Source organism: Geobacillus vulcani PSS1 (genome assembly GCF_000733845.1).
GTDB lineage: Bacteria > Bacillota > Bacilli > Bacillales > Anoxybacillaceae > Geobacillus > Geobacillus vulcani.
The window spans coordinates 512,818-534,128 of the sequence record NZ_JPOI01000001.1 but is presented as its reverse complement, the minus strand read 5'-3'; the positions used below and the strand labels follow the sequence as shown (position 1 = coordinate 534,128).

Annotated in this window: 19 protein-coding genes and 1 pseudogene; 14 read left to right on the top strand and 6 right to left on the bottom strand. The window is 48.4% G+C overall.

The genetic code is table 11. From position 1 onward, the window contains the following. The first annotated feature begins 210 nt into the window (after positions 1 to 210). Complete coding sequence (locus tag N685_RS0103050) at positions 211 to 1,878, top strand: IS1634 family transposase (RefSeq protein ID WP_031405759.1); 1,668 nt, start codon at positions 211 to 213, stop codon at positions 1,876 to 1,878. 99 nt (positions 1,879 to 1,977) lie between these two features. Here the strand turns inward: N685_RS0103050 and N685_RS0103045 are convergent, their stop codons facing one another. Then, a complete protein-coding gene (locus tag N685_RS0103045; RefSeq protein ID WP_031405757.1) occupies positions 1,978 to 3,636 on the bottom strand; it encodes an IS1634 family transposase in 1,659 nt (552 codons plus the stop codon). A gap of 645 nt (positions 3,637 to 4,281) precedes the next feature. On the opposite strand from N685_RS0103045, the gene N685_RS0103040 reads away from it, so the two are divergent. The 7 genes and pseudogenes from N685_RS0103040 (at position 4,282) to N685_RS20255 (ending at position 9,865) form a co-directional block, all read left to right on the top strand. Next, the gene (locus tag N685_RS0103040) at positions 4,282 to 4,485 is read left to right on the top strand and encodes a hypothetical protein (RefSeq protein WP_031405755.1); all 204 of its coding nucleotides are present in this window, start codon (positions 4,282 to 4,284) and stop codon (positions 4,483 to 4,485) included. 229 nt (positions 4,486 to 4,714) lie between these two features. Further along, positions 4,715 to 5,338, top strand: a complete 624-nt coding sequence (locus N685_RS0103035; protein WP_237746866.1) for an ATP-binding cassette domain-containing protein — start codon at positions 4,715 to 4,717, stop codon at positions 5,336 to 5,338. A gap of 18 nt (positions 5,339 to 5,356) precedes the next feature. Further along, entirely contained in the window at positions 5,357 to 6,676 is a 1,320-nt protein-coding gene (locus N685_RS0103030) for a hypothetical protein (RefSeq protein WP_031405750.1), read from the top strand. Positions 6,677 to 6,825: 149 nt separating this feature from the next. Continuing rightward, positions 6,826 to 7,509, top strand: a complete 684-nt coding sequence (locus N685_RS0103020) for an ABC transporter permease (protein ID WP_031405748.1) — start codon at positions 6,826 to 6,828, stop codon at positions 7,507 to 7,509. Then, the gene (locus tag N685_RS0103015) at positions 7,509 to 8,429 is read left to right on the top strand and encodes an ABC transporter ATP-binding protein (RefSeq protein ID WP_031405746.1); all 921 of its coding nucleotides are present in this window, start codon (positions 7,509 to 7,511) and stop codon (positions 8,427 to 8,429) included. The genes N685_RS0103020 and N685_RS0103015 overlap by 1 nt, the downstream gene beginning before the upstream one ends. 222 nt (positions 8,430 to 8,651) lie before the next feature. Further along, a pseudogene (locus N685_RS18595) lies at positions 8,652 to 9,418 on the top strand (pre-toxin TG domain-containing protein); the annotation flags it as partial. A gap of 90 nt (positions 9,419 to 9,508) precedes the next feature. Then, on the top strand, positions 9,509 to 9,865 hold the full coding sequence (locus tag N685_RS20255; RefSeq protein WP_031405744.1) for a DUF4829 domain-containing protein: 357 nt from the start codon (positions 9,509 to 9,511) through the stop codon (positions 9,863 to 9,865). Between the two features lie 234 nt (positions 9,866 to 10,099). On the opposite strand, the gene N685_RS0103000 is transcribed toward N685_RS20255, so the two are convergent. After that, positions 10,100 to 10,825, bottom strand: a complete 726-nt coding sequence (locus tag N685_RS0103000) for a FadR/GntR family transcriptional regulator (RefSeq protein ID WP_031405741.1) — start codon at positions 10,823 to 10,825, stop codon at positions 10,100 to 10,102. Between the two features lie 485 nt (positions 10,826 to 11,310). Here N685_RS0103000 and N685_RS0102995 point away from each other — a divergent pair, with 485 nt between their 5' ends. Continuing rightward, complete coding sequence (locus tag N685_RS0102995; protein ID WP_031405739.1) at positions 11,311 to 12,984, top strand: L-lactate permease; 1,674 nt, start codon at positions 11,311 to 11,313, stop codon at positions 12,982 to 12,984. 252 nt (positions 12,985 to 13,236) lie between these two features. On the opposite strand, the gene mreBH is transcribed toward N685_RS0102995, so the two are convergent. Beyond that, positions 13,237 to 14,244, bottom strand: coding sequence for a rod-share determining protein MreBH (gene mreBH, locus N685_RS0102985; RefSeq protein ID WP_031405737.1), 1,008 nt, complete (start codon positions 14,242 to 14,244; stop codon positions 13,237 to 13,239). A 339-nt stretch (positions 14,245 to 14,583) separates the two neighbouring features. Beyond that, positions 14,584 to 15,036 (bottom strand): C40 family peptidase, encoded by a 453-nt coding sequence (locus tag N685_RS0102975; RefSeq protein ID WP_031405735.1) that lies wholly within the window; start codon positions 15,034 to 15,036, stop codon positions 14,584 to 14,586. Between the two features lie 345 nt (positions 15,037 to 15,381). On the opposite strand from N685_RS0102975, the gene N685_RS0102970 reads away from it, so the two are divergent. The 5 genes from N685_RS0102970 (at position 15,382) to N685_RS19450 (ending at position 19,947) form a co-directional block, all read left to right on the top strand. Beyond that, positions 15,382 to 17,838, top strand: a complete 2,457-nt coding sequence (locus tag N685_RS0102970; RefSeq protein WP_031405733.1) for a putative bifunctional diguanylate cyclase/phosphodiesterase — start codon at positions 15,382 to 15,384, stop codon at positions 17,836 to 17,838. A 1-nt stretch (position 17,839) separates the two neighbouring features. Further along, entirely contained in the window at positions 17,840 to 18,211 is a 372-nt protein-coding gene (locus N685_RS0102965; protein WP_031405731.1) for a DnaJ family domain-containing protein, read from the top strand. A 185-nt stretch (positions 18,212 to 18,396) separates the two neighbouring features. Further along, positions 18,397 to 18,966: a hypothetical protein gene (locus N685_RS0102960; RefSeq protein ID WP_031405729.1), complete on the top strand. Its 570-nt coding sequence runs from the start codon at positions 18,397 to 18,399 to the stop codon at positions 18,964 to 18,966. A 173-nt stretch (positions 18,967 to 19,139) separates the two neighbouring features. Beyond that, positions 19,140 to 19,808, top strand: a complete 669-nt coding sequence (locus N685_RS0102950; RefSeq protein WP_051870788.1) for a precorrin-2 dehydrogenase/sirohydrochlorin ferrochelatase family protein — start codon at positions 19,140 to 19,142, stop codon at positions 19,806 to 19,808. Beyond that, positions 19,795 to 19,947: a PhzF family phenazine biosynthesis protein gene (locus tag N685_RS19450; RefSeq protein WP_162176089.1), complete on the top strand. Its 153-nt coding sequence runs from the start codon at positions 19,795 to 19,797 to the stop codon at positions 19,945 to 19,947. The genes N685_RS0102950 and N685_RS19450 overlap by 14 nt, the downstream gene beginning before the upstream one ends. Before the next feature lie 236 nt (positions 19,948 to 20,183). On the opposite strand, the gene bshB2 is transcribed toward N685_RS19450, so the two are convergent. Then, positions 20,184 to 20,837: a bacillithiol biosynthesis deacetylase BshB2 gene (bshB2, locus tag N685_RS0102945; RefSeq protein WP_031405725.1), complete on the bottom strand. Its 654-nt coding sequence runs from the start codon at positions 20,835 to 20,837 to the stop codon at positions 20,184 to 20,186. Positions 20,838 to 20,850: 13 nt separating this feature from the next. Beyond that, a complete protein-coding gene (locus tag N685_RS0102940; RefSeq protein ID WP_031405723.1) occupies positions 20,851 to 21,198 on the bottom strand; it encodes a YojF family protein in 348 nt (115 codons plus the stop codon). Between the last annotated feature and the right edge of the window lie 113 nt (positions 21,199 to 21,311).

Below are 21,311 nucleotides of genomic sequence, written 5' to 3'. Positions count from 1 at the left end.
GATGGCAATCCTTTTTTTACCATATCTAGTCGTTCCGTATGACCCGAGTTCGACAGTTTTGAGGTCATTTTAGGCAAATGAAAATGGCCAAAATGCTGTTATATCAAGGGTTTCACCACGCCTCCCCTAGAAAAAAACGTCGAATTTAATAGGCACACGATTTATTAATTTTCCCTTTTAAAAATAAAGTTTATAATTTATAATATAGGCATGTACATACGACGAGTTACACGCAAAAACAAAGATGGAACAACCGTGGCGTATCTCCAGCTTGCTCACAACGAATGGGATCCGAAGGCCAAATATGCGAAAGCGAAGGTGATTTATTCGTTCGGGCGCGAAGACGAAGTGGATCGCGCTGTCTTGGAGCGTCTGGCCAAAAGCATTTCGCGATTCCTTTCTCCTGAGCAGGCTTGGGAAGTCGAAACGTTGACAGGAGAAGCTTCCGATGACTTTCAATTCCAGTCATGCAAACACCTCGGCGGCGTCTGGCTCTTGGATCAGCTCTGGAGACAACTGGGGTTGGGAGAGATTCTCCACTCCTTGTTTACCTCCCGACATCACCAGATTTCGCTGGAACGGCTGATTTTTGCCATGGTGGCGAATCGCGCCCTTCATCCGTCAAGCAAGTTGGCGATGGAGGAGTGGGTGGAGAAAGACGTGTATATCCCTCACCTTCCTCAAGCCGCCAGCCACCAGTTGTACCGGGCGATGGATGAACTGCTGGCCGTGCAGCCGGAATTGGAACGTCAAGTGTTCCATGCTGTGGCCGATTTATTGAATTTGGAAGTCGACTTGATTTACTTCGATACGACTTCGTCGTACTTCGAAGTGGATCCCTCTGAAACACCGGAAGGAGAATCGCTTCGAAAACAAGGATTCTCGAAAGACAAACGCCCAGACTTGGTTCAAATCGTCATTGGGCTGGCTGTCACCCGGGAAGGAATCCCGATTCGCGCTTGGGTATGGCCTGGCAATACGATGGACATGACGGTCATCAAACAGGTGAAACAAGACTTGATTGGCTGGAAGCTTGGACGTGTGATCAGCGTCATGGACCGCGGCTTTTCCTCTGAAGAGAATTTGCGAATCTTGCAACAGGCCGGCGGACACTACATTGTCGGCGAAAAAATGCGATCCGGCAAAGCCGCCGTCGAAGAGGCCTTAAGCCGTCGCGGACGTTATCATGAAGTGGACGAGAATTTGCACATCAAAGAAATCATCGTCGGCGACGGAGAAGCGCGTCAGCGCTATGTTCTCGTGTACAATCCCAGCGAAGCCGAACGCCAACGCAAGGAGCGAGAAAAGCTGCTCGAATCGCTGAAAGAGGAGTTAAAAGGGCTTCGCCAACTCCCAAACGAAGCCCATCATAAGGCGACCTGCCGGTTGCGTTCCCATCCGTCCTACGGAAAATACTTGCGCCAGTTGAAGGACGGAACCCTTCGCATCGACAAGCAAGCGGTTCGTGACGCGGAAAAGTACGACGGCAAATATCTCATCCGGACATCCGATGACACCTTGTCTGCCGAAGATGTCGCCATCGGGTATAAGCAGCTGGTGGATATTGAGCAGGCCTTCCGAACATTGAAGTCTACATTGGAATTGCGGCCTATGTATCATCGCTTGGAAGACCGCATTCGGGCACATGTGCTGCTCAGTTGGCTTGCTCTCTTGTTAGTTCGGATCGTGGAGATTCGAACCCATGAATCGTGGCCGAACGTAAGGGACGAATGCGAACGTCTCATGCTTGGACATTTTTCTTCAAAAAACGGTGACCTTTATCAACGAACCGAACTGACGGCCAAACAGGCTCAATTCTTTGCGGCTCTAGGGCTGGAGCCTCCTCCGAAGATTCTAGGCATTCATCCTCGCACCTAGATACACGCCCAAAGTATGCCCAAATGCCTCTCGTCCCTTTGGTATCAAGGGATGAGAGGCATTTTGTTTGCCTAGTGACTGTCGAACTCGGGTATGACGTTACACGTAAATGCTCTCATCCATGCCCAATCCCTGCAGGATCCTTCGCTGATCAGGGGTGAGCGGTTTCCCTAACGCGCGTTGGATGTGCCCATCCGGCAACTCCAGTAGGACGACTTTCACATACCGGAACAACTGAAAAATCGCCTGCCCGGTGGGTCGGGTCAGTTTCCGGCCTCCCGCGCCCTTTAATGGGCGTTCCGGGGTGATGAACTGACGCACCCGGCGCTGGAAGACGCGGTAAATGGCCAAGGCCAACAGAAACAAATAGCCCAATACCGCGACCCGTTCTGGTTTTTTGACGTAAATCTCATCCGTAAAGAACGGGTCTTTCAAGAAAGAGAAGTTCATCTCCACGGAGATTTGGCCTTTATACAACTTCAAGATCTCTTTTGCCTCCATCGGTTGACCCTTCCATTCCTTCGGAACGGTCGTAACGAGGACAAACCGGGACGCTTTCCGTCTCGCCTGTTCCCAAGCGTTTGGGTCGAATTCGACGTCAAGGCGCACAAGATACAGCGTCTCCATCTCGGGTTCCGCCCCTTTTTTCGGTCGTCCGCGCCGTTTTTTCGGGCGAACGATCTCTTCGACCACGGCTTCCACCCGATGAAACTGGGGGCGAAGGGACGCCTTGAGGGAGGCCAAGGCTTGTTCGGCGTCTGCCCGACAAGAGAAGGGGTGGCGTTCCCAACGGGCTTGTTCCTCGCGAAGAAGCTCCGCTTCTTTGGTCCGCTCTTTGTCGAGCGTCTTTCCTTTTCGCTGGTCGAGCGAGCTCGATTCGACGACGATCAGCCGAAACGGATGGCTTTCATAAGTCGAGGCCGTTTCCCATACCCGATACGTGGCACCGTTTTTCTCCGCCAGCGTAAAGGGGTCGCTCCACGGGATATGAGGCGAATCGGCCTCCGCCAATGCCTGTTTCACGATCCGAAGCGACGAAGGGCCCCGCGTGATCAAAAAGGCATTGGCAGCCTTCGTTTGCGTCAGTGTGTCTTTCGTCATCGCAGCGGAATCCGCCACGTAAATCCATTCGTCTTGGATCTTGGCTTGCTTCAGCTGTTCATGGACACGGGAGAGCACCTCGGGATTCCACGTTTTGTCCGGCACGTTGCCGTCGTGCACATCGCCGTAAAACGGGATGCCGTCTTCGTTGCCGATCAGCCCGAAACCGATTGGTTTTTGCCAACGATGGTGCCGGTTGTAGCCATGCGTGATCTGCAGGGCCTCTGACGAGACCGATTCATACGCGCCGTAAACGGTCTTGTCCGTCGTATCGGCGTGGAAGACGCGAAGAGAGAGGCCTTCTTTCTTGTAGATCTGCACGAGGCAAGACGAAAGGACTTGATGGATATTCGCCTCATACAGTCGATCCAAATGACGCGCGATGGCATCGTCGTTGAACCAAGACGGCTCCAGCCCTGGCCGAACCAGCTTCGGCAAATCGATGTCATGCACCCATTGTTCCAAATGAACGAGCGCTTGCCGGCCGCTCAAGATATCCAGAACGATTAGCTTGACGATATCGCTGGCTCGAGTTTGGCATTGCGGATTCACGGGAACGAGATGATCAATCAACTGAGGAAGGTCAAGATCTTTGAACAGGGCGCTTATTATATTCAAATAAGAACTTTCATAAATGGCCCGAATTCGAACGTCCATGATGGGCAAACTCCTTTGCTTTCCTTGTGTTTCAAGGTTTTATTCGACAGGAAGATAAAAAAATCCTCCCGATTTTTGTCGAGAGGGTGCGAAATGTGAGTCGTATGTACATGCCTAAACGTATAAAATTTATGTTTAAAAGGAAAAATTAATAAATCGTGTGCCTATGAAATTCGGCGTTTTTTTTCTAGGATCCACATCACGAAACCCTTGATATAACAGCATTTTGGCCATTTTCGTTTGCCTAAAATGACCTCAAAACTGTCGAACTCGGGTATATTCTGCATGGATTTCATTGGATAATCAACGCGCGGATAAAATGATCTGTCATTACCCGTTATACGAATAAGCCTCTAGAAGGTTGGTGAAAAACCGTTGTTTGCCTTGATCGATGATGGAACGCGTGAACATAGAAGCTGATGCAATCAGTTTTTCTACTTGAGAAACGATTCTGAGAAGCGGTTGCGCGAGTAAATCACCGGCCCCCTAGGGTGTTCCTCAAAGTTCTCCCTTATATGACAAAACGATTGAAAAATAGGTATTTTCCGTAATCAAAATTGTGGAAAATACGGATGTTTGTTATTTCAAGTTGTCTTAAAATGTAGAACGTAGGCTAGAACGCATCCTTGATAGGAGGATGAAAATATGGCAACTCTAATTAGAAAAATTGCCGAATATTTAATTCGAAATTGGCCTAAGCTCAGCGATTGGATCAAAAAGGCGATTATCGCTGTTGCGGGTAGCGCGATTGTAAATGCAATTGCCCAAGGTCTTAGTGCGCTTATTGATTACCTTTCAGGGTTATCGTCTACTGTTATTGAGGCTATCGCAAAATTATTAGGTTTCTAATTAGCACGGTAGCCTGTGGCTATAAAGTAGCCTGTGGCTATAAAAATAAAAATGGCTACAAAGGGGGCCCTCTAAATCCCTTTGCAGCCATTCGAGCTGATTTGTCTAGAACACATTATTAACAATAAAAAAGATGCGTTCTAGCCTATTTTCATTAAATAAATTATAACGAGGTTTTAGTTATATGTCAATGGGTTCCAATGTATTATATGTAAGGGATTTTACAAAGATGATAAATCACAAAGTTATTTTAAAGGATTGCAATATGGCGATCGCAAGAGGAGAAATATGCTGTCTGTTCGGAAAGAACGGAACAGGAAAAAGTTTATTTTTACATTGCATATTAGGGTACACAAATTTTGAATCGGGATTAGTTAAGATTAACGGATATGATATAACGAAAAGAATCCAAATTAGAAGGCACAGTGGATTTGTGCCAACGGATGACTATTCTTTTTGTGAGCTTTTAACCCCTAATGAGTATTTTTCATTTATAAAAGGTGTTTTTTCTTTATCTGAAAAAGAGACGAGCAGAAAAATTGAACATCTATCAGAGAAATTATCTGTAAAGCTTTACTTAGATGAACTAATCGGAAATTTATCTTTTGGGACAAGAAAAAAAATTGTACTTATGGGTATTTTATTATATGATCCAGTTTTGTTAGTTTGTGACGAGATTTTTGAGGGGTTGGATGCACCGTCAGTCCAAGCGGTTAGGGAGATATTTTTAGAGAAGAAAAAGAGGGGTCACTCTATTTTGTTTACAAGCCATTTATACCAAGAGGCTATTGCGGTATCGGATAGGTGCTATCAAATCATTAATAGAACAATTAAAGAGGACGATTATTTATAAAAGGGAGTCTAGAATAACATGCTCATTAAACAATATTTTATGATTTATACAAAGCTAGTAGAAGGGCATGTTAACAAATTGCTATCTTGGGGAACTGCTGCTCTTTTTGGAGGAGTATTGGCTGTTTTGCTGCATATGTTTCAAGTTGATATTGTACTGAAGATAGTCCCATTAGCCATTTTCCTTCTACACATAATTTCCATATTTATGAACGGAAATCAAAGAGAAAGTATTGAAGCATTATTTGTTTTTTTAAAAAAAACACCTATACACCCATTTAAAATAGTTATCTTAAATGGATTATGCAAACTATTTAACCGGGATAAAATGAGATTCTATTTTTTAAATTTTATTGTCCTAGTTATAATTCAAACTCCATTGTTACTTATGGCCCTTTATTTTTTTCGGATTCTTTCTCTAATATTCGTGTCTCAAGTGATAGAGTATATATCCTATTTAGTTAAAAGAAGGTATTTTTGGCGTTTTTTAATCCCGATAATTTTTCTGGTTGTTTTGTTTTTCACGGAAAATGAGAAGCCATATTTTTTTAATTTCCATTATTATGCGGTTTGCTTTTCTCAAACAAGACTATATGATTCTATAATCTTATTAAGTGTTGCTATATCATTGGTGGCAGCACCTGTCTTTGTTAATAAATTATTAATCGTCAAGAAGCCAGATCTTCCTATAGGCATTAGGAGATTGAGCAATGTTATCTCCCGACTGAGTTATATAGCAGTATTTAATCCGCAGTTACAAAATATCATAAAAACGAGCATAAAGATATATATAAGGGATCAATCTGTATTATTAAAATATTGGACTATTACGGTTTTATCAATCGTATATTCTTGGGGGAGCTATGTTGTACAAGGAGCCAATGACGAAATTTCTAGCTTTTACTTAGTATTTATGATGAGTTGTTATTTTTTTTATGAGGTTAGAATGTTAGGATTGTTCCGTTCCAACAGCATTGTTGATCATTTTCCTGTACCAAATCAGCAGAAGATAATGTCCGATGATTTTGTGGCAGGATGTTTCAATATTTTGTTTAGCTGGTTTGCATTAGTTGTCTACTGTATTTTTTGTGAAGTCCATCTTTCGCTTATGTTCACCAATATGATAATATCTATTTTTTTGTATAGTATCAGCCTTTATTTTAAAGCACAAAAATCTCCGACGAAGAAATATGTAATATTTTCCTCTGTAAAGTATATCATTTTGAGCCTATTTGTAGGGCTTATATTGTTGCGCGCGGGAACATTGCTGAGCATTTTAGCGTTGGTAGTCTTCGGTATTTTTACGTATTACAAAATATACAGGGAAGGAATGGAGTAACATGAGATATCTTCTATTGGCTGCCGCCGTTGTTGCCTATTTTATTTATCGCAACCAATCGCCGTACAATTTTATATTGATCGCTATTGTTGCAGTACTTTTCGTTTCTGCGCTTAGTTCGAAAAAGAGAACAAAGTAGGTGATGATTCATGCGAGCCATTATTGAAAAAGAATTTAAAAGCTTATTTAAAAGTTTTAAATCGATTGCTGTGATTTTGTTTTTTCTGATTGTGAGTTTTGCCTCGTCTAAATTTTTCAGCAATAACTTAGAATTATTGCAACAAGATCAAGGTGAATCCGTGTATGCCTCCAGCATTCGTGCACTTGTGATGTTTTTTGGGTCTCTCTTTGTCTTATCGTTATCTCATGATGTGATAAATCGGGAAGTGGAAAATCAGACAATCCGTTTTTTAGTTACAAAGTCTTCAAGAAATGCCATTGTAATTGGAAAGTTTCTTGGGGTTTTTTTGTTTTGGTTCGTCTGTGTTCTAAGTTCATTTACTGTCATTGCTTTGTTTGCGGGACAACTATTTGTTTTTGATTTTCTGAAAATGATCTGTTTTCTTGCCTACGCTATCGGTGTGACGATATTACTTTCATTGGTGGTAAAAAAGCCATCCCATACTACATTCATTGCTATTTTATTAGGGATTGCTATACCGGTGTTAGGGATATGGTCTATCACATCTAAGCAATTTGTTTTAAAAATTGTTAAATATGTGTTGCCTTATTACTACATTATGAAAGGAAGCTATTATACTTTTGTTCCTGCTTGTTTCGCGGCGCTTATGCTGCTAATCGCCTTGGCGGTATTTAAAAGGAGAGATTTGTAATGAAAATGATACAAGTACATAACCTAAAAAAGAAATTTAAAGATCATTATGTCGTTAAAGGGGTTACTTTTGATGTAGAAAAGGGCGAAATTTTCGGCTTTTTAGGCAAAAACGGCGCAGGAAAAACAACGACCATTAATATGCTCACAGGAATTACGCTCCCTAGCGAAGGGAGTTTTGTGATTGGCGGGAAAACGAACAAGGAAATGAACGAGATTAAGAAGATGATCGGTGTTATGCCTGATGCGGCAAACTATTATTATGATTTAACAGCTTTAGAACATCTAACATTTTTTGCGAAATTGAAAAACGTGAAACTAAAAAAGGTTGATGCGTTGACTATATTAGATAGTGTAGGATTGAAAGGGCATGAGAAGAAAAAGGTCGGCAGTTACTCATTTGGAATGAAAAAGAAGCTTGGGATTGCCCAGGCGATCATAGGAACACCGTCAGTTGTATTTCTCGATGAGCCGACTTCCGGTCTGGACCCGGAATCGGCTGCCGAAATTCAGCAACTTATTCAGCAACTTGCTTCTAATGATATGACGATTTTTCTAACATCACATAATCTTTCTGAAGTAGAAAAAATATGCGATACGATTGCGATTATGGAAGACGGGGTCATTTCGAAAATTGGGACGATGGAACAGTTAAGAGGGATGCATAAACGAGCGATTCAGTTGTTGATAAAAATAAAAAAAGAACATCATTCTATTGCGCACTCGTTAAAACGTGATGTCGGCGATTTTATTTCCAATGTGCAAACATCGGGTGACTATTTATGCTGTGATCTTTGGCGGGAGTCAGACATTCCAAAGCTGATTGATTATTTGTCGCGTCAAAATATTGATATATATGAAGTAAGAGTAGAAAAACCGACATTGGAAGATATTTTCTTTGATCGTGTTGCGGATCGCTAGTCATCGCTAATAAGTTAATGTCAACATCTATATTCGCGGCTTTTATCACTCCCATAATCAATACATTCCATACTGCGAGGGGAGGCGCGGGAAGCGTATGAGTGAGTCTATGCCGATGCAAGGCAAATCGAGACGCGGATTGAGGCGACGGCCGATGAATTGGTCGATGGAATCAGCAGGGAAATCGCCCGTCTTCGTCGAATGATAGGGAGTTGTGATCACATGATTCGGTTGAAACCGGATGTGTTAGAAGTGGTCGCGAAGCACATTCCCGATGCCGAAGACGCTTGCGAGCGGGCGCGGACGACGCTGTCATGGGAACCCTCTTCCCTTGCGATGGACCTCCCCGGTGTCAGCACGCCTGCCATTGAAGCGCTGCGGGAGGAATTGATTCATTGGCTGCGGCGCTATGAAGAAAAGCTCAACGAAGCGGAAGAACTGCTCTATCGAACTGCGGCGGCAATGCGCCAAGCGGACGAGACGCTCGCCGACAACATGAAAGAATTCGGTTTGAAGCTTCTCGGCTGGTATGACGTTCAGCGCGTGTTTGGCGAGTACGATCCGATCACCGGCGAGCGCCTTTCTTTAGGAGACCGCTTGTTGGCGGGCGGAATGCTGTTTGCGTCAATCTTCCCTCCCGCTAAAGGGGCCGGCATGGCGGGGAAAGCGGCGATCAAGGGCGCGAGGCGATCGACGCCGCCTCCGCCCTTTCGAAAGTGAACCATGTTGTGTGCGATGATAAAATAAAGCCGATCTTCGAAACGATTTACCGGCAAGTCGTCAAAGCGCCGTTTGCGGAAACGGCCCGTTTGTTCAAGAAGCAATGGGACGATTTCGTGGAAAGCGTCTCTGTCGTTGGATGGAAGCCAGTGTATGTGGGGGGTGGTCCAACGTCTAGAGTGTGGATGAATGAAACGAGGAATGAAGTCAAAGATGCCGCTTTCCATATGATGAAGCGAATCGAAAGGGAGATGGCTGAGAAGGGGACAACACATAATACTAGAAGGCCGGTGATTTACTCGCGCAACCGCTTCCCGGAACCGTTTCTCAAGTAGAAAAAGCTTGCTGCATCAGCTGCTATGTTCGCGCGTTCCATCATCGATCAAGGCAAACAGCGATTTTTCACCAACCTTCTAGGTCCCCAATTGAAATTCGAAGGACAACCAGAGTATAGTAAATACCTTAAAAATATGAAGCAGGTTACCATCACTAAGCTTGTTGATATCTCTAATGACTCAGGCCCGATTGACCCGAATTATAAACAATATTTTGCGATCAAAGTCTATTATGGGGAACTTAACATTAAGGTACAGGACCCCAATTTGGTCCCCACTTTAGGTGGGAAAAATTATCGAAGATTTATTCTCATTAAGGAAAATCGAGATGGTCCTTGGCTAATTGATACTGATGAAAATACACCTGAAAGAGAGTCTTGACAAATAAAAAATTCTGAGCAAAGATTTGAAATCGAGTAGAAGGCAATTAGCTGCCCATAGCCATCAGTTAAGGATTTTGGTCTTTGTGCATCGCCAAAGACATGGTATCCTTTCTAACGAACACTCTACGTTAGAAAGGATTTTTTTCATGGAAAAGTTCCATGGGCAGCGATCTGCCCTCCATCGGGGGATGAAAATGACCGCTTGCCGGCGGGATTTTCACAGCAAACGCACTCAGTCAGGTTGCTGAGTGCGAATGTAGCGGCGCAGCACGTTTTCGACATTGGTCAGATGCTCCAGCATGCGCGCCCGGGCGGCGTCCGGATTTTGGTCGCGAATGGCTTCGAAAATGGCTTGGTGTTCGGCAAGCAGTTTTTCGGTCGTCGTTTGTTTCGAAAACAGCCATATGCGGCGCGTCTCCCGCATCGTTTCGACGATCATGCCGGAAACGCTGTTCATAATGCTCATAAGCATCGGATTTTGCGACGCCGCCGCAATCGCCATATGGAAGGCCAAATCCGCTTTTTCGCCAAGCTCATCGCTGCCGATCCCTTCTTTCATTTGGCGAAGCGCTTCTGTCATCGCATCGAGGTCGCGGTCTGTCCGCTTGGTGGCGGCGAGCGAGGCCGCGCCTGCCTCGAGCAGTTTGCGCACTTCAAGCAAATGCCAAATATCTTCCTTGTTCATTAAGACGGCAATCGATAAAGGAAACGTCATCAACGTTGGGTCAAACTCGCGCACATACGTTCCTTCCCCTTGTTTGAGCTCGATCAGTCCCATCGCTTTCAAGGCGGTGAGCGCCTCGCGAATGGCGGCCCGTCCGACTTGAAACTGCTCGGCCAGTTGCTGAACGGAATCGAGTTTATCACCAGGTTTTAGCTCTCCGTTTTTAATCATATCAAAAATGGCTTCCGCCACTTCTTCGTAAATTTTTTTTGTTTTAATCCGTTTAAATGCCAATGGATCCACCTCAAATACGATTAAAGTAGCTTTCCGATTGTGAGGAAGGAAAGCTCCTGCACTGTCTATTATGATACAGCATCATCGTTCGAGACAAGCGCTTTTTGTTGCCGGCAGACGAGGGCGTCAGCGGTTCGTGGAAAACCAGTCATTCCATCATCGCGCATGGCGAAGTGTGAAGGCGACGGGCTGGGTTCTAGTCAACATCGTGAAGAAACTTCAAAAATGCCGCACCGGCGAGCCGTGATGGTCATCCTCGTCCTCTGTCAACATCGGTGGAGGAACTTCAATGGAGAGGAAACACAATGGATGGAAAGTTCAAAAAAATAAGAAAACACCTATTGTCTTTTGCCGAAAACGCTTTTATAATTTGAGACAGACGGCGTTCTTATCCGGTCATCTGATGACTGGAGGAGATGATAAAGGGGACGGATGACCGTTCGTGAACGCCGCCAAGTCGGGCACAAAGGGGAGGAGAAAACCGCATGTGGAAGCAAGATTTTACGCCAATTGCCGACCAGTTGTGGTTATCGGCCATTGTCGCACTCATTCCGATTTTGTATTTCTTTTGGGCGTTGGCCGTCAAACGGATGAAAGGGCATGTTGCGGGGCTGACGACGTTGCTGCTTGCTGTTGTATTGGCTGTAATCGCTTACAGGATGCCGGCCGGAAAAGCGGTCATGTCGGTAACGCAAGGTGCGGTGTACGGATTGCTCCCGATCGGCTGGATCATCATTACGTCTGTCTTTTTATATAAGCTGACAGTGAAGACCGGCCATTTTGACATCATTCGCAACTCGGTCATTTCGCTCACCGAAGACCGGCGTCTGCAGGCGCTGCTCATTGCCTTTTCGTTCGGAGCGTTTTTGGAAGGGGCGGCCGGGTTTGGCGCGCCGGTGGCGATTTCGGCAGCGTTGCTTGCCGGATTGGGGTTCAACCCGCTCTATGCTGCTGGCATCTGTTTGATCGCCAATACGGCCCCAGTGGCGTTCGGGGCGGTCGGGATTCCGATCATCTCGATGGAAGGGCCGACAGGCGTGCCGGCGATGGAAATTTCGAAAATGGTCGGGCGGCAGCTGCCGTTTTTATCGGTGTTCATTCCGTTCTATCTCGTCCTCATTATGGCGGGATGGAAAAAAACAGTTGAGGTGCTGCCAGCCATTATCGTCTCCGGCGTTTCGTTCGCGCTGACGCAATACTTGTCATCGAACTTTTTAGGACCGGAGCTGCCGGACATTTTGTCCTCGCTCGTGTCGATCGTCGCGTTGGCTGTCTTTTTGAACTATTGGAAGCCGAAAAGCACATTCCGCTTTGCGACGGAGTCGGAGGTGGCGGTTGCCGGGCAAGCGGTTCGTGCAACGCACAGCAGCGGGGAAGTGTTCCGGGCGTGGTCGCCGTTTCTCGTGCTGACGGCCTTGATTTCGCTTTGGGGCATCCCGCAGGTGAAGGCGGCGCTCACCGGCCACTATGAAGGAACGAACGGGTTGCTGAAGGCAGTCAATGCGATTGGCTCGCATTTGACGTTTATGCCGCCGGTGCCGGGGTTGAACAACCAAATTTTGAACGCGAGCGGCCAACCGATTGCGGCGGTGTATAAGCTTGAGCTGCTTGGTGCGGCCGGCACGGCCATCTTGCTGGCGGCGGTCGTGACCAAGTTCATTGTCGGCATTTCATGGAAAGACTGGGCGCGGACGTTTGCGGAAACGTTGAATGAGCTGAAATACCCGATTATCACCATCGCTTCGGTCGTCGGCTTTGCCTATATCGCCAACTCATCGGGCATGAGCACGACGCTCGGGATGGCGCTGGCGAAAACAGGGTCGTTCTTCCCGTTCTTCTCGCCGATTTTGGGCTGGCTTGGCGTGTTTATCACCGGCTCCGATACATCGTCGAACTTATTGTTTGGCAACTTGCAAAAAGTGACGGCGACATCGATCGGCATGGATCCAGTGCTGGCGTTGGCGGCCAACTCCTCCGGCGGCGTCGTCGGGAAAATGATTTCGCCGCAGTCGATCGCCGTCGCCTGCGCGGCCGTCGGCTTGACGGGCAAAGAATCCGACTTGTTCCGCTTCACGGTCAAACATAGCGTATTCTTGATCATTTTGATCGGCATTCTTGTATACTTGCAATCGACGGTATTGTCGTGGATGATTCCGTAGACGGGAACAAAGGGGGACGAGGCTTGGCCCGGAAGCGAGGCGCCAAGCCCGGCCCCTTTTCCGCTATCAACAAGTCGGATGATCAACGAAAAACCCCGCCATGGACGCGGGGTTTTTCGTGATGGTGGCGAAGCCTTCCGTTGCGCTCGTGGGCGATGTGGCCGAACGATGAAACACGGTTTTCATGATGAATGGGGAAGAGTCCAGCTGCATCATGCGGCGGCCCGCTCGTTTTTGGGAGAAAGGAGCTCGCTACAGCGCCGCGCCGAGCTGTTTCGGCATCGCCCGCAGCGCTTTGCCGGTGCCGATGGCGACCGCCTCGGCCGGGTTGGGCGCCACATGCACCGGCACATGCAGCATGGCGCCAAGCCATTGTTCCATGCCGCGAAGCAAGGCCCCGCCCCCGGTGAGAACGATGCCGCGGTCGATAATATCACCGCTCAGTTCGGCCGGGCATTCCTCAAGGACGGCGCGAATGGCTTCGGCGATTTGCAGAAGCGATTCTTTCAGGGCGTGCTGCACTTCGGCGGGATCAAGAGAAATGGCTTTAAGAAATCCGGTGACCACATCGCGGCCATGAATCGTCATTCCTTGTGTCAAAGACGTCCCGGGAGTGCTGCCGATTTCGATTTTCACTTGTTCAGCGGTTTGTTCGCCGATTAGCAAATTGTAGCGCTGGCGAACATATTGAATGATATCTTCGTCGAGCCGATTGCCGCCGATGCGGAGCGAACGGCAGGCAACGACGCCGCCAAACGAAATAATCGCGGCTTCCGTTTTTCCGGCTCCCAAGTGGACGATGACATTGGCGACAGGTTCACCGACCGGCAAGTCTGCGCCAATGGCTGCGGCCACCGGCTCTTCAATCAGGTGAATATGTTTGGCTCCACAATGTTTGGCGATTTCGTAAAAAGAACGGCGCTCGACAGAGGTGGCGTGAAACGGGACACTCATGACGACGTTCGGTTTTTTGAAGGAGAGGCCAAGCTGTCTGCTAGACTGTTTAAACACTTCCTGCAACAACGTTTTGGCGCGCTCAAAATCGGCGATCACGCCATGTTGCAACGGATAGGTGACCTCGACGTGGGCCGGGGCTTTGCCGATCATCGTTTTTGCTCGTTGGCCGATGGCGATGAGCTTGTCCGCTTGGCGATGATAGGCGACCGCCGCTGGTTCGTCAAAAATGAGCCCTTTCGTTTGGCTAAACAGCCGGACATTCATTGTGCCTAAGTCAACGCCGAGCTCTGAAGAAACAAACAACCAAAACACCTCTCTTTTGCCAAGTTCGATGAACAGACAGCCCATCATCTATAACATTCGACACGAAACGGGTATTTATGACGGTGAGGCGGAAGACACGAGGGGGGTTATCGGCGGCGTAGCTGATGAAGGAAAGAAAAATTTTTTTTGTTTTCGTGTATAAAAAATGAAAAAAGGGGAAAGGAATAATAGCGTAACGTTTTCCAAGTATTCCCCCGATCCCCTATGAAATATAGTATTAGGCTCTCCAGTTTTTGGAGGGCCGCTTTTTTTGGCATAATAAAAACCCCCTGCCTATTAAGCGCGCTTAATATGACAGAGAGCTTTTCCGATAAGCCGTTATAGACGCTTGGCTCCGACATATTTCGTTTTCCAATAGCTGCTGTTTAAGCTATCGATTTTGACACCGCGGGAAACAGCATGAATCACTTGGTTGTTGCCGATATAGATGGCGACGTGGGAGACGCCTTTCGTCCGTTTGGAAGTGTCGAAAAACACTAAATCCCCCGGTTGCAATTGGGACTTCTGTACGTATGTACCTTTTTTGTACATTTCTCGAGAGGTGCGAGGCAAGATGACGCCAACTTTTTTATGGGTATAGTAGACAAATCCTGAGCAGTCAAATCCTTTTGGCGTCGTGCCGCCATATCGGTAAGGAGTGCCGACCAGCTTTTTCGCTTCGATGATGAGCCGTGCTTTGTCGGCGGCTGCATCTGAACTGGAAGTGCTTACAAAGAAGGAGGAAAATAGGATGATCATAGATACAAATAGGAGAGAGCACCACTGTTTCATTTTCCCTAACCCCCGACAAAATCTTTTCCGATTCGACGTCTTTCAACTAGAGTATAGCAGAGGAAATGTGACTTGTTTTTTACAGTTGGATTAAATAATGTTACAGTGCCGTTACAAATATAGCACCTCGTCCTAAAGGCTTATACCAATAGATAGATATTTTTCGTTTCGGTCGATCTGGTTTTATGGCCATAAGTGTGGAAACGGTGTCTCATACCCGAGTCCTATGACTGACAGATGAATGTCGTAAGCTGTCGAACAAATAGGAACGGGGGAGGGAAGCAGAGCGGAGAATGGCCGTCTTATAATGAAAGCAAAGCGTCGAAGAATCGATGACGGTGATGGATGATGTCGAATCAACTGGAATATATCTTGTATATCTTTGGCCTTTTTTTGACGGTCAGCGGTGTCTATGTATACGGCCATTGGATGGCAAAACGGCATTGGAAGGACATCCCATGGCGGGTGGCGCCGAGACTGACTGCTGCGTTTGCCATCGTTTCCCTGCTTTTTTTGGGGGCAGGGATGCTCTCTATCCATTATGCTGAAAAACAAGAACATCGTGAATATGAGGAAGCCGCAAAGCAAATCGCCGGCATGATTGCCGGCGATTTGGCCGCCATGGGGCACGAACGGCTCGATGAAAGGGCGGAACATTTGCCTGCGTATCACATAGTGATGGCGATGCTGGAGCGTTGGCAACATTACGGTCGTGTGTTGAGTGTGTATACGTTAAAAAAGAATGAGCACAATGAGCTATATTTCGTTGCAGCGCCAGCGACTGACTACAATCGGAACGGCCGCATTGACGGGAAAAAGGAACAAGCTGTTCCGCCTGGAACAGTTTACCACCGCCATTTTCCAGAGGTTGAAGAGGCATTCCACGGCCGGTTTGCGATGGAACAGCATCCGACAACGGACGAATGGGGAAGAAGCATCAGCGCGTTTATGCCGATTCGTCAACCGGACGGAACGGTGGATGCAGTCGTCGGCATTGATTTTGACGCCAAAACGTATGAGCAACATTTGCAGTGGGGGCGGCAAAAGGCGATGTGGGCGATGATGACCATGTTTTTGGCGACGGCGGCTGCCTATTTGCTTGCTTTGCATCAACAAATGGAACGGAAGGCGTTGGATGCCTATAAAAAAACGCTCGCATCCAACGAGCATCGGCTGCGGCGGCTGGCGGAAATGACGATGGAAGGGCTGATTGTCTATGCGCACGGGAAAGTCGTTGAGGTCAATGAAGCGGCGTGCCGTTTGCTCGGCTATTCAGAAAGTGAACTGATTCATTTGCCGATCGAGGATGTAGTCGTTGACGGGTCCATGAAACTGACTCGTCCGCATGAGGAGCCGGAGCGTTTTGAAATCGAGCTGCTCCGAAAAGATGGCACGGCATTTCCAGCGGAAATCGTCCGCCGCTGCTACGATTATGAAGGGGAAAAAGTGACGGTGGCCGCCGTCCGCGATTTGACGGAACAAAAACGAAACGAAGAGCGGATGCGTTATATCGCCAATCATGACGAGCTGACCGGGCTGCCGAACAAGGAGGCGATGTATAAAGCGGTGGAGTGTTGCCTTGCTGAGGCGAAACAGCATCGTTATGAAGCAGCAGTCCTATTTTTCGAAGTGAGTGGGATGAAGACGATTAACGATTTTTATGGATACGCTGTCGGGGATGAAGTGCTCCTCCATTTGGCGCGCGCATGGAGAGAAAATCCAGGTATGACTGTCGGGCGCTGGAGCGGAAATGAGTTCATCGCATTGGTGCCAAACAGCACATATCAAAAGGCTGAAGAAATGGCGAAACAGCTCATTGAGGCAGCCGACGAGCCGATTGTCGTCAATGGGATGGAATTGTATGTGACCGTGAACATCGGCATCAGCGTCTATCCAAAAGATGGGGAAGATGCAAAAACGTTGATTCGCAAGGCGGATATTGCTCGCTATGAGGTGCGAAAAAAAGCGGCGAGCGATTTTCTCTTTTTCACTGAGCCGATGGCGATTCGCCTCCATGAAAAGATGGCGATGGAACGCGACTTGCGGCGTGCGCTTGAAAATGAGGAATTTGAATTGTACTATCAGCCGCAAATTCGGCTTCACGACCGGCAAGTGATCGGCATGGAGGCGTTGATTCGCTGGCGCCATCCGGAAAAAGGGATGGTTTCGCCGTCATTGTTTATCCCTGTTGCCGAACAGACCGGCATGATCATCCCGATCAACGAGTGGGTGATCCGCACGGCTTGTGAGCAGACGAAGCAGCTGCTTGATCGTTTTCCTGACTTGTCCGTTTCCATCAACTTATCGCCATATGAATTTGAAAGCCGCCGATTTGTGGATAAACTCGCCCGTCTGCTCGCCGACGTCGGGCTGCCGCCGCACCATTTAGATCTTGAAATTACGGAGCGGATGACCATGGATACGGAACGTGCGCTTGATATTCTCTCGAAACTGAAAGGGCTTGGTGTGACGATCAGCATGGATGATTTTGGCACAGGCTACAGTTCGCTCAGCTACTTGACGGATTTGCCGATCGATCGGCTGAAGATCGACCGTTCGTTTGTTCAGCATATTCAAGGAAAAAAAGATGTCATCTTGCCGGCGATCATCCGCCTCGGGCATAATATAGGTGTAAAGGTGCTGGCCGAAGGGGTCGAAACGGAGACTGAAGCGGCTTATTTGCAAGGGAAACGGTGCGACGAGGCGCAAGGTTATTATTTTTCCCCGCCGCTTCCGTATGGCGAGTTCGTTCGGTTCTTAAACGAGCAGCGCGTGAAGCGGCAGGCGCAGGAACTGACGTAACATGGACGGATTTTGGCGCATCGCCGAGGAGAAAATTCGTGAGGCGATGAAAAACGGCGAGTTCGACAACTTGCCTGGCTTCGGCAAACCGCTGGAGATTGAAGACCTTTCCCGCATTCCGGAGGAGCTGCGGCTCGGGTATTTGTTGCTGAAAAACGCCGGTTATGTGAAGGAAGAAACGGAGTTGCGCAAAGAACTCTTGACGCTCGAAGATTTGCTTCGTTGTTGCGAGGACGATGAGGAAAAACGGGAGCTGGAGAAAAAGTGGACGGAAAAACAGCTTCGATTTGCGGAACTGATGAAGAAACGGGGGCAGACAAACTCGAAAGCATTGCGCGACTACGGCCGACGCATTGAAGAAAAATTTCGCTGAACCTGTGCATAGGGAGATGCGCGAAAACGCTCATCTCTCTTTTTTTATGCAAAAATGGACAAAAAATGGGGAAAATAGGAGAGGACCGCTGGAAAGAAAGGAGGGCGAACACCACCTTTAGGGGAACGAGATTGTCAAGGGGAGAGAAACGGACGGTGAATCAACAAAGAAGGAGGAGCGAAATCGTGAAACGTGTATGGTTAGCCTTTTTTACCGCCTTGGCGTTGGCGATGCCGTCGTCGGTGAGCGCCGTCAGCCAAAACGACGCAGCCGTTGATGTTCATATGCCGATCGGCCATGGGTGGAAATATGGGATGCTCGATGAGCAAAAGTGGCTGGACATGGTGCAAACGTATACGCCGGAGCAGGTGGATGAATGGAAAAAAGTGTTGGAGGAACGGACAGCACTGCGCCAGCAGATGGATGACGAAAAGGTGAAGCAAGCCATCAAAAAGAAGTGCAAGCAAATGAAAAAGGAACGCGAAGCGGCGCTTGATCGACTCATCGACCAGCTCGCTGACAAAAAAATCACGAAAGAACAGTTCAAGGAAGAGTTGAAACAGTTACATAAAAAGAAACGCTGGATGACGAAGGAAGAAAAACAACGGCTCCATATGCTTCATGAGCAAACAAGACAGGCGATGGAGAGCAACGACAAGAAAGCAATGGCCAAACTGCTGCCGCAATGGCTCGATCATATGAAAAAGGAGAATGAGCGATTGGCGAAATGGCTTCAGGAAGTCAAAGAAGGGTGATATAATGGAAAAAAGGCCGTGTTTGAAGCACGGCTTCTTTTTTTATCATAATTGGCCGCTTGAACGAAAAGGAAAGACGACTGCGATGTTCAAATGTTCTTATCACAAAAGGTTGACGGAGGGAATTCGTGCATTTTAGCACAAAGTGATTTCGTGACGGGGAGGAAGAGGCAATGGGATACCCGGTCATTCTTTGTTTGCGCGGCCGTCAGGCGGTCGTTGTCGGCGGCGGGAAGGTGGCGGCAAGGAAAATTCATGGATTGTTAGAGGCGGGGGCGGAAATCGTAATGATTGCGCCTGAAGTGGAGCAGGAGCTTCAAGCGCTCGCCACCGAGGGGGTGATCGTTTGGAAGAAGAAGAGATTTGACCCAGACGATTTGGCAGGAGCGTTTTTGGTGATTGCTGCGACGAATGATCGGAAGGTGAATGAAGCGGTGGCGCAGGCAGCAGCGCCTGGGCAACTCGTAAATGTCGTGGATGACCCGGAGCGATGTGATTTTCACGTTCCCGCTGTCGTCCGCCGCGGTCCGCTCACCATCGCCGTGTCGACCGGTGGGGCAAGTCCGGCGGTTGCTCGCCGCATTCGTCGCGAACTTGAGGAGCAGTATGGCGAAGAGTACGGGCCGTATCTTGAGTTCTTGCAACGGGCCCGCGACATTGTATTGCGCGAAGTGGATGACGCCGAGGGACGGAAACGGCTGTTTCGGGCGCTCGCTGCCGATTCGTTCCGGCAAAACGGCCGTTGGGATGAGAAGTTCGCTCACCTGTTGACGATAGAAAAAGAACGAAACCGAGAGAAGGAAGGGATGGGAATGATTGAGGATTCCGATGTACATTGTTGATGCGTTCACCGATCGGCCGCTTGCCGGCAACCCGGCGGCCGTCTGCCTGTTGCTGCAGCCGGCTGAGAATGATTGGTGCGCCGGAAGACCCAGTCACCGGTCCGGCCCACTGCTGTCTTGGACCGTACTGGGCGGATAAGGTCGGAAAAAACGACGTTAGTCCGTTCCCAGGCTTCAGCCCGCGGCGGCATCGTGAGGGTGGCGGCAGCGGGCGAGAGAGTAGAGTTCGAAGGAAAAGCGGTTACCGTATTGAAAGCAATGTTAACCGTTTAGCCCTACAACTGAAGTTGATAAGCGGCTCGTCGGAGGTTCGGCTAATGCGGGAACAAGGTGTCCAAGTCGAACGGACACCTTGCCCAAGGCATGTTGGGTTGGTTAATCATCCCAGCGATACGTCCAAAACCGTTCCGTTTTGAGCCAGGCAAGCGCATCGCCGCGCTTGGAGGCCGCCTGCATCAGCCCTTCGGTTTGCGAACGGTGCGCGCGAATGGCGGCCAGCTTCGTGTCGATCACCGAGCTGACATCACGCACGACATCCGGCTGACCGAGGTCTTGTTCGCAGTTTTTCGCAAACGCAACGCAATGGACGGTTGGCCGTTTTTCTTTCGGCCAGCGCTTTAAGGCGCGAATGACAGCGGCCCCGCATGCATCATGGTCGGGGTGGACGCTGTAGCCGGGGTAAAACGTAATGACAAGCGATGGATTCGTTTCCGCCGCGATGGCGGCGATTCGGTCCGCCAGCTCTTCTTCATCCTCAAACTCGATCGTCTTATCACGATAGCCGAGCAGGCGCAAATCACGAATTCCAAGAATGCGGCACGCTTCCTCGAGCTCTTGTTTGCGGATCAACGGAAGCGTTTCGCGGTTGGCAAATGGGGGCACGCCCATGTTTCGTCCCATTTCACCAAGCGTCAAGCAAGCGTACGTCACCGGCGTGCCGTTTTGCGCATGCTCGGCAATCGTTCCCGACACGCCGAACGCTTCATCGTCCGGGTGGGGAAAAACAACGAGCACATGTCGTTCGTTCAACGGAACTCCCTCCTTACACAAACGGTTCGTCGCTTAGTTCGAGGGCGACGGCCAATTTCCCTTGATCATCATGGCCTGCCAACAGTAATTGTCCTTTTTCTGTCCATTCCCAATGGGTCAGCCCTTCGGCGTACACCCAGCCAAGATCAAGCTTCAGTCCGACGCGGTATGGCCCGGGGCCGGTGATCTTGCCGCGGGTAAAACGGATGCAGGCGTTGCGGATGTAGGCGCCGACGGAATAAAAGCCTTCGTTATGATGGGAGGCGTATGCTCCGTTCGTCGTTTCCAAATGAATATATACGTCGCGATTGGCAAAACGATTCAGCGCCTCTTGCACAGCAACGGTGTCGATCGGTTGCAAGCGGCTCCCTCCTTAGCGGTTTGTTTTTCTATTATTGTACATGACTGAGGCGTGTGAGCGGAAATATTTCGACTTCTATTGTATAATAAATAAAGAGACACATCTTGGACTCA

Bases quoted from the DNA above. Each gene is read 5' to 3' on its own strand.
- N685_RS0103020 (WP_031405748.1), top strand. From the start codon at position 6,826: ATGCGAGCCATTATTGAAAAAGAATTTAAAAGCTTATTTAAAAGTTTT.
- N685_RS0102970 (WP_031405733.1), top strand. From the start codon at position 15,382: ATGATGTCGAATCAACTGGAATATATCTTGTATATCTTTGGCCTTTTT.
- N685_RS0103040 (WP_031405755.1), top strand. From the start codon at position 4,282: ATGGCAACTCTAATTAGAAAAATTGCCGAATATTTAATTCGAAATTGG.
- N685_RS0102965 (WP_031405731.1), top strand. From the start codon at position 17,840: ATGGACGGATTTTGGCGCATCGCCGAGGAGAAAATTCGTGAGGCGATG.
- N685_RS0103050 (WP_031405759.1), top strand. From the start codon at position 211: ATGTACATACGACGAGTTACACGCAAAAACAAAGATGGAACAACCGTG.
- N685_RS20255 (WP_031405744.1), top strand. From the start codon at position 9,509: ATGTTCGCGCGTTCCATCATCGATCAAGGCAAACAGCGATTTTTCACC.
- N685_RS0103035 (WP_237746866.1), top strand. From the start codon at position 4,715: ATGATAAATCACAAAGTTATTTTAAAGGATTGCAATATGGCGATCGCA.
- N685_RS0102950 (WP_051870788.1), top strand. From the start codon at position 19,140: ATGGGATACCCGGTCATTCTTTGTTTGCGCGGCCGTCAGGCGGTCGTT.
- N685_RS0102995 (WP_031405739.1), top strand. From the start codon at position 11,311: ATGTGGAAGCAAGATTTTACGCCAATTGCCGACCAGTTGTGGTTATCG.
- N685_RS0103015 (WP_031405746.1), top strand. From the start codon at position 7,509: ATGAAAATGATACAAGTACATAACCTAAAAAAGAAATTTAAAGATCAT.
- N685_RS0103045 (WP_031405757.1), bottom strand. From the start codon at position 3,636: ATGGACGTTCGAATTCGGGCCATTTATGAAAGTTCTTATTTGAATATA.
- N685_RS0103030 (WP_031405750.1), top strand. From the start codon at position 5,357: ATGCTCATTAAACAATATTTTATGATTTATACAAAGCTAGTAGAAGGG.
- N685_RS19450 (WP_162176089.1), top strand. From the start codon at position 19,795: ATGTACATTGTTGATGCGTTCACCGATCGGCCGCTTGCCGGCAACCCG.
- N685_RS0102975 (WP_031405735.1), bottom strand. From the start codon at position 15,036: ATGAAACAGTGGTGCTCTCTCCTATTTGTATCTATGATCATCCTATTT.